We start from the raw sequence: 12,649 nt of genomic DNA on the forward strand, positions 1-12,649 counted from the left end.
GCTCAGCCGGCGCTGGATGCGCTGGCGGCGCTCTTGCGCGGCGCCTTGCGCGCCGCCGTTTTGGCCGCCGCCGTCTTGCGGGCCGCCTGGGCCGCCGTCTTGGCCGCTGTCTTGCGCACTGCCGGCTTCGCCGCGCCGGCCGCCGGCGCCTTGCGCATCGCGGCGACTTGCGCGCTGAGCGTGTCGATGCGTTTGATCAGCGCGTCGACGTCGCGGCTCGACGGCACGCCGAGTCGGTGCAGCGCCTTCGCGACACGTTCCTCGAAGATCGCCTCGAGCTTGTCCCACTTCTGGCCGGCCTTGGCGGTGACGCCGTCGGCCATCGCCGTCATCTTCCCGGCGACCTCGCTGATGCGCTCCTCGGCCACGGCCTGCGTCTTGCGCTGCAGGCTCAGCCCTTCCTTGACCAGAGTCTCGAACACCTTGCCGCCTTCGGCTTGCGCCTTCGAGAACGCGCCCATGCCGGCGAGCCAGATCTGCTGCGCCGAGTCCTTGACCGCGGCGGCGAGCTGGCTGTCGAGCAGCCCCGCGGACGAGGCGGCTTTCTGCTTCTGGGCCATCTTCTGGAGCTTCTTGACCATCTGGACCTTCCTCTCGGGGTGCGTTCGACAGGGGTGGCGGCACACCCCGGCACCGCCTCGACACCAAAAAGTGTAGGAGGCCGACGTCGAGCGCGCAGCCGAATTCTCTAGGGCCGTGTCTCTACGCGGCACGCGGCGTGCGGGCAAACGCGCAGCGAGGTGCCGGCGCGGCCACACCAGAATAGCCGCGCGGCGCACCACCGATCACCGCGGCGCAGGAGGACCCCACGATGCATTACTTCGTCACCGGTGCGACCGGTTTCATCGGCAAGCGGCTGGTCAAGACGCTGCTCGCGCGGCGCGGCGCCGTCGTGCACTTCCTGCTGCGGCGCGAGTCCGAGGGCAAGGTTGCCGATCTGCTGGCGTACTGGGGGGTGGGCAAGACGCGGGCGATCCCGGTCTACGGCGACCTGACGGCCAAGCGGCTCGGGGTCGGCGCCGACGACATCAAGGCACTCAAGGGCCAGATCGACCACGTGTACCACCTCGCCGCCGTGTACGACCTCGAGGCCGACGCCGACAGCCAGATCGCCGTCAACGTCGAGGGCACGCGCGCGGCGGTCGAGTTTACGAAGGCGATCGACGCGGGTCACTTCCACCACGTCTCGTCGATCGCCGTCGCCGGGCTGTACGAGGGCGTGTTCCGCGAGGACATGTTCGACGAGGCCGAGAACCTCGACCATCCGTACTTCATGACCAAGCACGAGAGCGAGAAGATCGTGCGCCGCGAGTGCAAGGTGCCGTGGACCGTGTACCGGCCCGCAGCGGTGGTCGGCGACTCCCGGACCGGCGAGATGGACAAGATCGACGGCCCGTACTACTTCTTCAAGCTGATCCAGCGCATGCGGCAGATCCTGCCGCCGTGGTTCCCGTCGGTGGGCCTCGAGGGCGGGCGCATCAACCTCGTGCCGGTGGACTTCGTCGTCGCCGCGCTCGACCACATCAGCCACCAGAAGCGGCCGAGCGGCCAGTGCTTCCACCTCGTCGACCCGCAGGGCTACCGCGTCGGCGACATCCTCGACGTGTTCAGCCGCGCCGCGCACGCGCCGAAGATGAACGTGTTCGTCAACGCCGCGCTGTTCGGCTTCACCCCGAAGAGCGTGCGCAAGGGGCTGATGGCGCTCGCGCCGGTGCGGCGCATCCGCGACGCGGTGATGAAGGACCTCGGCCTGCCCGAGGACGTGCTGATGCTCGTCAACTACCCGACGCGCTTCGACCGCCGCGAGACCGACAAGGCGCTGGCCGGCAGCGGCATCGAGTGCCCGAAGCTGCACGACTACGCGTGGCGGCTGTGGGACTACTGGGAGCGCCACCTCGACCCCGACCTGTTCATCGATCGCAGCCTCAAGGGGGCAGTGGGCGGCAAGGTCGTCCTCGTGACCGGCGGCAGCTCGGGCATCGGGCTGGCGGCGGCGAAGAAGTTCGCCGAGGCCGGCGCGGTGACGATCATCGCCGCGCGCGGCGAGGACAAGCTCGCCGAGGCCGTCAAGGAGATCGTCGCCCACGCGAAGGACAAGGGCACCGCCGACCCGAAGGTGTTCAGCTACCGCGTCGACATCGCCAACGAGGCCGACTGCAACGCGTTCGTCAAGACGCTCGAGGAGGTGCACGGCGGCGTCGACTTCCTGATCAACAACGCCGGGCGTTCGATCCGCCGCGCGATCGAGTCGAGCTACGACCGCTTCCACGACTTCCAGCGCACGATGGACCTGAACTACTTCGGCTGCCTGCGCGTGACGATGGGGCTGCTGCCGGGGATGGTCAGAAAGCGCAAGGGCCACGTCGTCAACATCAGCTCGATCGGCGTGCTGACCAACGCGCCGCGCTTTTCCGCCTACGTCGCGAGCAAGGCCGCGCTCGACGCGTGGACGCGCTGCGCGGCCAGCGAGTTCGCCGACGTCGGCGTCACGTTCACGACGATCAACATGCCGCTGGTGCGCACGCCGATGATCGCGCCGACGAAGATCTACAACAACGTGCCGACGCTGAGCCCCGAGCAGGCGGCCGAGATGATCGCGCGCGCGTGCATCGAGAAGCCGGTGCGCATCGCGACGCGGCTGGGCATCACCGGCGAGCTGCTGCACGCCGTCGCGCCGCGCATCGCGCAGATCATCATGAACACGACGTTCCGCATGTTCCCCGACAGCGAAGCCGCCGCCGGCGGCAAGGGCGACAAGCCGAAGCTGTCGCCCGAGGCGATCGCGCTGCAGCAGATGATGCAGGGCATCCACTTCTGACGCGGCGGCGGCGGATCGCGCCGCCTTGGCGGCGGCGCCGCGCGCGCCGGTCGAAGGTGACCCCCGCGCGTCAGTGCGGCCCGCGGCAGCGGTGGACCTCGACCGTGACGTGGGTCAGCCCCGCGATCGCCTCGAGCCGCTGACGGTAGGCGAGCGCTTCGAGCGGGCGGTCGGCGACGACCGAGGCGGCGACGCACCAGGCCCGCTGTCGGACCTGCCATACGTGCAGGTCCGACAGCGTCGCGTCGCCGTCGGCTTCGATCGTCGCGCGCACGCGCTGGCGCAGCGCCTCGTCGGCGGTGGCGTCGACGAGCGCGCGCGAGGCCTGCGCGAGCACGCCCGCCGCCCAGCGCGCGATCAGCACGGCCGCGACGAGCGCGACCGCCGGGTCCAGCCAGTCGATGCCGAACCACTTGCCGGCCGCCAGCGCGACGATCGCGAGCAGCGACGTGACGGCGTCGGCGACCACGTGCAGGTACGCGGCGCGGAAGTTGAGGTCGTGGTGCCCGTGGGCGTGCCCGTGCCCGTGGGCGTGCCCGTGCGCGTGGGCGTGCCCGTGCGCGTGGGCGTGCCCGTGCGCGTGGGCGTGCCCGTGCGCGTGGGCATGGTCGTGGCCGTGAGGGTGGGCGACGGCATCGCCGTCGGCACGGCCGCGCTCGAGCAGCCAGACGCTGGCGACGTTGACGGCGAGGCCGATCACGGCGACGACCATCGCCTCGTCGTAGGCGATCGGGCGCGGCGCGCGCAGCACCGCCACCGCGTCGACGAGCAGCCACAGCGACACCGCGACCAGCAGCAGGCCGCTGGTGTAGGCGGCGAGCATCTCGATCTTCCAGCCGCCGAACGCGTAGGCCGCGTTCGACGCCGCGCGGCGCGCGAGCAGCGCGGCCATCGCCGCCCCGCCGAGCGCCGCGGCGTGCGTGCCCATGTGCCAGCCGTCGGCCCACAGCGCGAGCGAGCCGCTCCACCAGCCCGCCGCGATCTCGACGACCATCGTCGCCAGCGTCAGCGCCGTGACCGCCCACAGCGCCCGCCCGCGCGCCGCCGAGCCGGCGTCGACGAAGGCGTGGTCGTGGCGGAACGGGGCCAGGTCGTGGACGTGCATCGCGACGATGTTACTCACGGGACAGCCGGGGACATCGCGGCGTGGCTACAGTGACGCCATGCCGCGCCGGCCCACGATCGCGCTCGACGCCGACGGCGTCCTCGTCGACTTCCACCACGGCTACGCCGAGGCGTGGCGGCGCGCGTTCGGCGCGCGGCCGGCCGAGCGCGACCCGCTCGCGTACTGGCCGATGGACCGCTGGGCCGTCGAGCGCCTCGAGGGCGAGGCGCGCCGGCACTTCTGGCGCTACTTCGACGAGGAGTTCTGGCTGCACCTGCCGGCGCTGCCCGGCGCCGTCGAGGCCTGCCACCGGCTGCACGACGCGGGCTTCGACCTCGTGTGCGTGTCGGCGCTCGACGCCGCGTGGCAGAGTGCGCGGCTGCGCAACCTGCGCGCGCTGGGTTTCCCGATCGAGCGTGTGATCGCCACCGGCCACCACGCCGGCGAGCGCAGCCCGAAGGCCGACGCGATCGCCGAGCTGATGCCCGAGGCCTTCGTCGACGACTACCTGCCGTACCTGCGCGGCGTGCCCGATGCCGTGCACCGCGCGCTGGTGCTGCGCGCGCCCAACGGCAGCCCGAACGAAGGGCCGGAGCTCGTGCTCGCGCACACGACGCACGACGACCTCACCGACTTCGTCGACCACTGGCTCGCGCGCGACGCACGCTGAGCCGGCGCCGGGCAGGCGCCGATCAGGGTGCCTTCGTGATCGCGGTGACGGTGTAGTTGCCGTCGATCTTCGCGGCGTCGAACTTGACCCTGTCGCCGACGGCGACGCGGTCGAGCATCGCCGGGTCCTGCACGCGGAACACCATCGTCATCGGCGGCATCTCGAGGCTCTTGATCTCGCCGTGCTTGAGCGTGATCTTGCCCTGCGCCTTGTCGATCTTGCGCACTTCGCCGTCGGCGCTCTGCGCGACGGCGGCGGTGGCGGCCAGTGCCAGTGCGGCAGCGGCGATGCGGATCTTCGTCATGGTCGTCTCCGTGGCTTCAACGATAGCGGGCCCAGACGCGGCTCGTGCCGTCGCGCAGCACCAGCAGCACGTCGTAGGGGTCGCGGCGGTCACCGTACTCGGGCCCGTCCATGCCCGGCGAACCCACCGGCATGCCCGGCACCGCAATGCCGATCGCATCGGGCTGGTCGGCGAGCAGCCGGCGGATGTCGCGCGGCGGCACGTGGCCCTCGACGACGTAGCCGCCGATCAGCGCCGTGTGGCACGAGCCGTACTTCAGCGGCAGCCCCAGGCGCGCGCGCATCGCGGTGTTGCCGCTGTCGTGCGCCTGCACGCGAAAGCCCTCGCGCTGCAGGATCGCGATCCAGTCGTTGCAGCAGCCGCAGCTCGGCGACTTCCACACCTGCAGAACCGGCAGCGGCGTGGCCGCCCGCCCGAGCGCGGGCACCGCGGCGGCAGCCAGCGCGGCGGCGGTACGCAGCCAGCGGCGGCGCGACAAACGGTCCTGGCTCATCGTGTCACTCCTTGACGGTGATCGTCGCGCGCATCCCGGCGTCCCAGTGGCCGGCGACGAGGCAGCCGGCGAGGAACTCGCCCGGCTCGGTGAAGCGCCAGGTCAGCCGCTGCGTCTTGCCCGGCGGCACGTGCGCCATGTACGGCTCGTCGTGCTCCATGCCGGGATGCTTCTTCATCGCCTCGGCGTGGGCGACGAGCTCGGCCTCGGTGCCGATCACGAACTCGTGCATCACCTTGCCGGCATTGTGGACGACGAAGGTCACCGTGTCGCCGCGCTTGAACTCGAAGCGCGCCGGCTCGAAGCGCATCGTGTCGCGCATCGTCACGCGGATCGTGCGCGTCGCGTGCTTCGGGTCGCCCTGCATGCCCCACGGATGGCGCTCGGTCGAGATCGGCGCATTCGCGGCCTTGGCGGCGTGCGGCTCGTTGCCGTGCGCGAGCGCCGCGAGTGGGTGCGCGAAAGGCAGCGCGAGCGCCAGGCTCAGCAGGATCGTCTTCATGGCCGGTGTCCCCCATGCGGCTTGACGGCACGCCACGGCGCACCGCGGTGGTCGTGCACTTCCGAGCCGTCGGTGTTCGACGTCGGCGCGCGATGCGGGTTCACCGACGCGCCGGTCCACTCGTACGCGACGGTGCCCGGCGGGTGCCGGTACCAGCCCGGGTCGCGGTAGTCGTCGCGCGCGAGGCCCTCGCGCACCTTGATGACGGTGAACATGCCGCCCATCTCGAGCGGGCCCATCGGGCCCTGGCCCGTCATCATCGGCAGCGTGTTGTCGGGCAGCGGCATCTCCATCTCGCCCATGTCGGCCATGCCGCGTTCGCCCATCACCATGTAGTCGGGCACCAGCTGCTGGATCTTGTGCACGACGTCGCGGTGGTCGACGCCGATCATCGTCGGCACCGCGTGGCCCATCGCGTTCATCGTGTGGTGGCTCTTGTGGCAGTGGAAGGCCCAGTCGCCGGGCTCGGTGGCGACGAACTCGATCGCGCGCATCTGGCCCACCGCGATGTCGGCCGTGACCTCGGGCCAGCGCGATGCCGGGTTGGTCCAGCCGCCGTCGGTGCCGGCGACGACGAACTCGTGGCCGTGCATGTGGATCGGGTGGTTGGTCATCGTCAGGTTGCCGACGCGGATGCGCACGCGGTCGCCCAGCCGCACCGGCAGGCTGTCGATCCCGGGGAACACGCGCGAGTTCCAGCACCACAGGTTGAAGTCGAGCATCGTCATGACTTTCGGCGTCGCGCTGCCCGGCTCGATGTCGAACGCGTTGAGCAGGAAGCAGAAGTCGCGGTCGACCTCGGTGTAGCCGGGGGTGCGCTTCGGGTCTCTCGGGTGCGTGACCCACAAGCCCATCATCCCCATCGCCATCTGCACCATCTCGTCGGCGTGCGGGTGGTACATGAAGGTGCCGCTGCGCCGCGCCTCGAACTCGTAGACGAAGGTCTTGCCCGGCGGGATCTGCGGCTGCGTCAGGCCGCCGACGCCGTCCATGCCGCTGGGCAGGCGCTGGCCGTGCCAGTGCACCGCGGTGTGCTCGGGCAGGCGGTTGGTCACGAACAGACGCACCTTGTCGCCCTCGACGACTTCGATCGTCGGCCCGGGCGACGAGCCGTTGTAGCCCCACAGCTGCGCCGTCATGCCCGGCGCGAGCTCGCGCAGCACCGGCTCGGCGACGAGGTGGAATTCCTTCCAGCCGGCGTTCATGCGCCACGGCAGCGTCCAGCCGTTGAGCGTCACCACCGGCCGGTACGGACGCCCGGTGGCCGGCTGCAGCGGCGGCGCCATCGTGTTCGCCGGCGGCGCGACGGGCGCTTCGGGCACGGCGGCGAGCGCGGCGCGGCCGACCGCGGCGGCGGCGACGGCAGCGCCGCCGAGGAAGAGTCGGCGCGTCGTCATCAGTGGTCTCCTTTCGCGGCGGCCTTCGCGGCCTGTGGGGCGGCGGGCGCGGCACCGGCTGCCGGCGCGCCGACGATCGCCGCGTCGAGCGCCGTGTGCGCGAGCCAGAAGTCGCGCTGCGCCTCGATCGCGCCGATCACGGCGTGCACCTGCGCGCGCGCGTCGGCGAGCAGTTCGAATACGCCGACGAGCATGCCGTTGTACTTCAGCAGCATGTCGTCGGTGACGGTGCGCGCCAGCGGCACGACCTCGTCGCGGTAGTGCCGCGCGAGGTCGTGTGCGGTGCGGTAGGCGACGTAGCGCTCGCGCAGCACCGACGTCGCCTCACTGCGCGCCTGCTCGAAGCGCGCGCGCGCCGCGAGCACTTGCGCCGAGGCCGCCTCGCGGCGCGCGCGGCCGGTGTCGAACACCGGCAGCGGCAGCTGGATCTCGAAGCCGCGGCCGGTGTCGCCGCCGCCGGTCTGCCGCACGGCGGCGAGCTCGACGTGCCACGGCGCGACGGCGCCCAGCGGGGCGGCGCGCTCGGCGGCGGCGAGCTCGAGGCGCGCGACGCGCAGGTCGAGCCGGTCCTCCACGGCGCGGCGGCTGACCTCGTCGGCCGTGCGCGGCGCGGCGGGCACGTCGGCCAGCCGCTCGGGCAGCACGAGGCGCTCGGCCTCGTCGGCGTCGAGGCCGAGCAGGCGCACCAGCGCCTCGCGCTCGGCGGTCGACGCGGCCAGCGCGCGCGCCAGCTGCGCCGTCGCGTCGGCGAGGAAGGCCTGCTCGCGCGCGCGCTGCAGGCGGCTGAAGTTGCCCACCGCCTGCATCCGCCGCGCGAGCTCGGCGCTCGCCTCGGCGGCGTCGCGCACCTGGCGGTGGTAGGCCACGAGCTGCTGCGCCGCGACCGCCCGCACCCACTGCTGGCGCACCGCGGCCGTGTGCGCGAGCACGTCGCGCGCGAGCTGCCATTGCCGCCGCTGCACCGTGCGCTGCGCGGCGTCGCGCCGCGCCGGCAGCGTCAGCAGCTCGGTCAGGCCGATGCCGAGCGTGTGGGTGAGGTCGACTTCGCCGCCGGTGACGATGCGCTCGAACGCGAAGAACGGGTTCGGCGCCGCCGCGGCCTGCACTGCCGTCGCCTGCGCCTGCCACGCGTCGGCGAGCAGCGCCTGCATCGCCGGGCTCGCCTCGAGCGCGAGCCGCACGGCGGCGGCTTCGTCGAGCGGCGCCGCAAGCAGCCGCGAGCGCAGCGCGCGGCGCTCGTCGTGCGCAGCGTCGGTGGTCGCCAGCACCGGCGCGATGCCGTCGACGCGCAGCGACTGATCGCGTGCGACGCCGATCGCGTCGTCGGCCGGCACGCTCGCGCAGCCGGCGAGCACGCCGGCGGTGGCGAGCAGCAGCGTCAGCGCCGGCCTCATCGCGCGGCCTCCGCGCCGCCATGGTCGTGACGGTGCGCGGGCGTCGCCGCGCCACCGGCCGGCGGCGGCGGATCCCCGACGCGCCCGCGCAGGTGGCCGGCGTGGCCGCGCAGCGCGCCGACGAGCGCATTGGCCTGCGCCCAGCCGACGGCCTGCGGGTCGGCCGGGTCGGTGGGCGAGGGCGCTGCGCGGAACGCCGAGGTGTAGTGCAGTCGCGGCGGCGGCAGCGTGACGCCAGCGTCGGCCGCCGGTGCGGCACCGGCCGGCACGGCGGCCAGCGCGGTGGCGAGTCCGCAGGCGGCGGCCGCGGCGCTGGCGGTCGCGCGCCGCAGGGAAGAGCGAAGCAGGGTCATCGTCGTCGAGGCTGGATCGATCACGGTCGCGCGGCGACCGGCGCACGCGCGTCGTCGAGGTGCGCGCAGAAGGCGCGCACGGGGCAGCGCCCTGCCGCGGCAGGGGCGCGGGGTGTTCAGCCTCGGGGAGGGCGGTACAGCGGCGCGGGGTCGACCTGCGGCGCCGGCGCAGGCGCCGCCGACGGCAGCGCCTGCGCAGGCCCCGACCCGGGGTCGAACGCGGGCGGCGCGACGAGGGCGGCGCTGCCGTGACACAGGTCGCACAGCGTGCAGGCGGCGCCGTCGGTGTCGTGCGGCGCACCCGCGAGGCGCTCTGCGGCCGCGTCGGCCGGCGTGGCGAGGCCGTCCGCATGAGCGTGGCACGGCGGCGCGGCATCGGCGTGCGCCGGCACGCCGGCCACGTCCGGCAGGTGCATCACGGCGCCGGCCCACGCGCGCAGCGGCAGCAAGGCGACCAGCAGCCACCACAGCACGACGAACCGGCGAGTCGACCCCGACCTCATGGCCGCCAGCTTAGCGCAACGCCGACGGCCCCGTGGCGCGTGCTGCGATGTGCCGTGCCGCCGCAGGGGCCGCGCAGGGCCTTTTCTACAATCGCGGGCTCCATGCCCACCCGGCCCGTGCGCCGGCCGCCGCGATGACCATCCCGCACCCCCCCGACGAGCACCGGCTCGACCATGTCTCTGCGCGCGACAAGGCCGAGATCCTCGCGCAGGCGCTGCCGTACATCCGCAAGTTCCACGGCAAGACGATCGTCGTCAAGTACGGCGGCAACGCGATGACCGACCCGGCGCTGCAGCAGGACTTCGCCGAGGACGTCGTGCTGCTCAAGCTCGTCGGACTGAACCCCGTCGTCGTGCACGGTGGCGGGCCGCAGATCGACGAGGCGCTCGCGCGCGTCGGCAAGAAGGGCACCTTCGTGCAGGGCATGCGCGTGACCGACGCCGAGACGATGGAAGTCGTCGAGTGGGTGCTCGCCGGCCAGGTGCAGCAGGACATCGTCGGCCTGATCAACGCCGCCGGCGGCAAGGCGGTGGGTCTGACCGGGCGCGACGGCGGGCTGATCCGCGCGCGCAAGCTCAAGATGGTCGACCTGAAGGACCCGACGATCGAGCACGACGTCGGCCAGGTCGGCGAGATCGAGTCGATCGACCCGAGCGTCGTCAAGGCGCTGCAGGACGACCAGTTCATCCCGGTGATCTCGCCGCTGGGCTTCGGCAAGGACAACGAGAGCTACAACATCAACGCCGACGTCGTCGCCGGCAAGCTCGCCGAGGTGCTCAAGGCCGAGAAGCTGATCATGCTGACGAACACGCCCGGCGTGCTCGACAAGAACGGCAAGCTGCTGACCAACCTCAGTGCGCGCGAGATCGACGCGCTGTTCGCCGACGGCACGATCTCGGGCGGCATGCTGCCCAAGATCGGCAGCGCGCTCGATGCGGCGCGCAACGGCGTCAACGCGGTGCACATCATCGACGGGCGCGTGCCGCACGCGATGCTGCTCGAGGTGCTGACCGATTCGGCCTACGGCACGATGATCCGCAGCCATTGAGCGGCCCCGTCCCGAAGCACCTTCGGCGCTCCCCGCCCGACGGGGCGCCGCCTGCGGACCGGCGATGCCGCGTCCGCGCGACCGGCGCAGCGCCCGTTCGGCCTGCGGCGCCCGCGCGCCGGGCGTGCCGAACGCTCGTCTGGCTGTTCGACCTCGACAACACGCTGCACGACGCGACGCACGCCGCGATGCCGGGCATCAACGCCGGCATGACGGACTACATCGTCGAGTTCCTCGGCGTCGACCGCGAGCAGGCCGACGCGCTGCGCCGGCACTACTGGCGCCGCTACGGTGCGACGCTGCTCGGCCTCGTGCGTCACCACGGCGTGCGCGCGTCGCACTTCCTGCACTACACGCACCGCCTGCCGGGGCTCGAGGCGCGCGTGCGCGGCCACGCGCACGACGTCGCCGCGCTGCAGCGGCTGCCGGGGCGCAAGTTCATCCTGACCAATGCGCCGCGCGCCTACGCCGAGCGCGTGCTCGCGGCGCTGGACATCGGGCGCTGGTTCGACGGCGTGTTCTCGGTCGAGGACATGCGCATGTTCGGCCAGCTGCGGCCCAAGCCCGACGTGCGCATGCTGCGCCGGCTCGTCGCGTCGCTGGGGGTCGCGCCGTCGCAGTGCGTGCTCGTCGAGGACACGCTCGAGCACCAGAAGGCCGCACGGCGCGTGGGCCTGCGCACGGTGTGGATGCAGCGCTGGCTGCGCCGCGGCGCGCCGGTGCGGCCGGCGGGCCGGCCGGCGTACGTCGACTTGCGCGTGCGTCACCTGCGTGCGCTGTGGCGGCTGTGCGCCGGCGGCGGCTGATGCGACTTCGTGCATGCCGCCCGCGGCGGTGGCCGCCGTCGGTGTTTACCTGCCCCGGGGGGCCGCCGGGGCGTGTGCCAGAATCTTTTCGGCTCTGCGAGCCGCCTTCGCACGCGCCCGACGCCGACCCTGCACCATGCCCGACCAGCCTCTGCCGCCTGCCGAGTTGACCACCGAGCCGGTGGCCGTACACGAAAGCGCGGGCAGCCATCCGGTGGCCGAGGCGGCGCCGGCGCGCAAGCGCCCGAAACCCGGCGAGCGTCGCGTGCAGATCCTGCAGGCACTGGCCGCGATGCTCGAGCAGCCCGGCGCCGAGCGCATCACGACGGCCGCGCTGGCGGCCAGGCTCGACGTCAGCGAGGCGGCGCTGTACCGCCACTTCGCGAGCAAGGCGCAGATGTTCGAGGGATTGATCGAGTTCATCGAGTCGAGCGTGTTCGGGCTGGTCAACCAGATCGTCGAGCGCGAGCCGTCGGGCGTCGCGCAGGCGCAGAAGATGCTCGCGGTGCTGCTGCAGTTCGGCGAGAAGAACCCGGGCATGACGCGCGTGATGGTCGGCGACGCGCTGGTGTTCGAGCACGAGCGCCTGATGGCGCGCATGAACCAGTTCTTCGACAAGCTCGAGGCGCAGCTGCGCCAGAGCCTGCGGCTGGGCGCCGAGGCCGCCGGCTCGCCGACGCCCACCGTCGACGCGCAGGTGCGCGCCGGCGTGCTCACCGCGTTCGCCGTCGGCCGCCTGCAGCGCTACGCCCGCTCGGGCTTCAAGCGCAGTCCGACCGAGCACCTCGATGCCGCGCTCGCGCTGCTGACGCACTGAGAGCGTGAGAGTTTTTCGTCCGCTGCCCTCGTGCTGGCATGTCTCTGGCTTGCTGTTGGGCATGAGCGATCCGACGCACCAAGACAGCGTGGCCGGGGTTTTGTTCGAGGACTTGGCGCCCGTCGATGAGCAAGCAGCGCAGGCCGCCGCGCAAGCGCGAGCCTTTGCGCTGCGCGCGCAGCCGCCGCGGCTGCTGCAGCCCAACCGCAAGCAGATCGAACTGCGGGCATCGGACCTGGAGTCGCTGCTGGGCGAGGACCACCGAGCGCGGCTGGTATGGGGCTACGTCGAGCGGCAGGACCTGAGCCGGCTGACCGATGCGATCAAGGCGCGCGGCAGCAATGCCGGACGCGCGGCGATCGACCCGCGCATCCTGTTTGCGCTGTGGCTGTACGCCACGCTCGAAGGCGTGGGCAGCGGGCGCGAGCTGGCGCGGCT

15 protein-coding genes are annotated in these 12,649 nt (G+C 72.6%); 6 read left to right on the forward strand and 9 right to left on the reverse strand.

Going from position 1 to position 12,649, the window contains the following annotated elements; all coding sequences use genetic code 11:
- Window positions 1-2: 2 nt before the first annotated feature.
- Window positions 3-581 (reverse strand): phasin family protein, encoded by a 579-nt coding sequence (locus tag DRV96_RS12980; RefSeq protein ID WP_119291768.1) that lies wholly within the window; start codon window positions 579-581, stop codon window positions 3-5.
- Window positions 582-811: 230 nt separating this feature from the next.
- Between DRV96_RS12980 and DRV96_RS12985 the strand changes: the two genes are divergently transcribed.
- On the forward strand, window positions 812-2,818 hold the full coding sequence (locus DRV96_RS12985; protein ID WP_119291770.1) for an SDR family oxidoreductase: 2,007 nt from the start codon (window positions 812-814) through the stop codon (window positions 2,816-2,818).
- A 70-nt stretch (window positions 2,819-2,888) separates the two neighbouring features.
- On the opposite strand, the gene dmeF is transcribed toward DRV96_RS12985, so the two are convergent.
- Window positions 2,889-3,941 carry a CDF family Co(II)/Ni(II) efflux transporter DmeF gene (gene dmeF, locus DRV96_RS12990; protein WP_235823393.1) on the reverse strand — a complete coding sequence of 351 codons (1,053 nt, stop codon included), beginning with the start codon at window positions 3,939-3,941 and terminating at the stop codon, window positions 2,889-2,891.
- Window positions 3,942-3,981: 40 nt separating this feature from the next.
- Here dmeF and DRV96_RS12995 point away from each other — a divergent pair, with 40 nt between their 5' ends.
- Entirely contained in the window at window positions 3,982-4,593 is a 612-nt protein-coding gene (locus DRV96_RS12995; protein ID WP_119291772.1) for an HAD family hydrolase, read from the forward strand.
- A gap of 22 nt (window positions 4,594-4,615) precedes the next feature.
- On the opposite strand, the gene DRV96_RS13000 is transcribed toward DRV96_RS12995, so the two are convergent.
- The 7 genes from DRV96_RS13000 to DRV96_RS18100 all read right to left on the reverse strand — a co-directional run bounded on the left by DRV96_RS13000 (window position 4,616) and on the right by DRV96_RS18100 (window position 9,539).
- Window positions 4,616-4,897, reverse strand: coding sequence for a copper-binding protein (locus tag DRV96_RS13000; protein WP_119291774.1), 282 nt, complete (start codon window positions 4,895-4,897; stop codon window positions 4,616-4,618).
- Window positions 4,898-4,913: 16 nt separating this feature from the next.
- On the reverse strand, window positions 4,914-5,390 hold the full coding sequence (locus DRV96_RS13005; protein ID WP_119291776.1) for a DUF411 domain-containing protein: 477 nt from the start codon (window positions 5,388-5,390) through the stop codon (window positions 4,914-4,916).
- A 4-nt stretch (window positions 5,391-5,394) separates the two neighbouring features.
- Window positions 5,395-5,892 carry a cupredoxin domain-containing protein gene (locus tag DRV96_RS13010; RefSeq protein ID WP_119291779.1) on the reverse strand — a complete coding sequence of 166 codons (498 nt, stop codon included), beginning with the start codon at window positions 5,890-5,892 and terminating at the stop codon, window positions 5,395-5,397.
- The gene (locus tag DRV96_RS13015) at window positions 5,889-7,289 is read right to left on the reverse strand and encodes a multicopper oxidase family protein (protein ID WP_119291781.1); all 1,401 of its coding nucleotides are present in this window, start codon (window positions 7,287-7,289) and stop codon (window positions 5,889-5,891) included. Before DRV96_RS13015 ends, DRV96_RS13010 begins: the two co-directional genes overlap by 4 nt.
- Window positions 7,289-8,683 (reverse strand): TolC family protein, encoded by a 1,395-nt coding sequence (locus DRV96_RS13020; RefSeq protein WP_162911043.1) that lies wholly within the window; start codon window positions 8,681-8,683, stop codon window positions 7,289-7,291. The genes DRV96_RS13015 and DRV96_RS13020 overlap by 1 nt, the downstream gene beginning before the upstream one ends.
- On the reverse strand, window positions 8,680-9,036 hold the full coding sequence (locus DRV96_RS18095) for a hypothetical protein (protein ID WP_162911044.1): 357 nt from the start codon (window positions 9,034-9,036) through the stop codon (window positions 8,680-8,682). Before DRV96_RS18095 ends, DRV96_RS13020 begins: the two co-directional genes overlap by 4 nt.
- Before the next feature lie 116 nt (window positions 9,037-9,152).
- Window positions 9,153-9,539, reverse strand: coding sequence for a hypothetical protein (locus DRV96_RS18100; protein ID WP_162911045.1), 387 nt, complete (start codon window positions 9,537-9,539; stop codon window positions 9,153-9,155).
- Between the two features lie 134 nt (window positions 9,540-9,673).
- Between DRV96_RS18100 and argB the strand changes: the two genes are divergently transcribed.
- The 4 genes from argB to DRV96_RS13040 all read left to right on the forward strand — a co-directional run.
- Window positions 9,674-10,588: an acetylglutamate kinase gene (argB, locus tag DRV96_RS13025; protein WP_119291785.1), complete on the forward strand. Its 915-nt coding sequence runs from the start codon at window positions 9,674-9,676 to the stop codon at window positions 10,586-10,588.
- Window positions 10,589-10,776: 188 nt separating this feature from the next.
- A complete protein-coding gene (locus tag DRV96_RS13030; RefSeq protein WP_235823394.1) occupies window positions 10,777-11,394 on the forward strand; it encodes an HAD-IA family hydrolase in 618 nt (205 codons plus the stop codon).
- Window positions 11,395-11,530: 136 nt separating this feature from the next.
- Window positions 11,531-12,211: a nucleoid occlusion factor SlmA gene (gene slmA / locus DRV96_RS13035; protein WP_119291787.1), complete on the forward strand. Its 681-nt coding sequence runs from the start codon at window positions 11,531-11,533 to the stop codon at window positions 12,209-12,211.
- A gap of 61 nt (window positions 12,212-12,272) precedes the next feature.
- Window positions 12,273-12,649, forward strand: a 377-nt coding sequence (locus tag DRV96_RS13040; RefSeq protein WP_473199548.1) for a transposase, incomplete at its 3' end; no start/stop codon positions are given.

This window comes from Azohydromonas sediminis, assembly GCF_003574675.1.
Classification (GTDB): Bacteria; Pseudomonadota; Gammaproteobacteria; order Burkholderiales; family Burkholderiaceae_C; genus Calidifontimicrobium; species Calidifontimicrobium sediminis.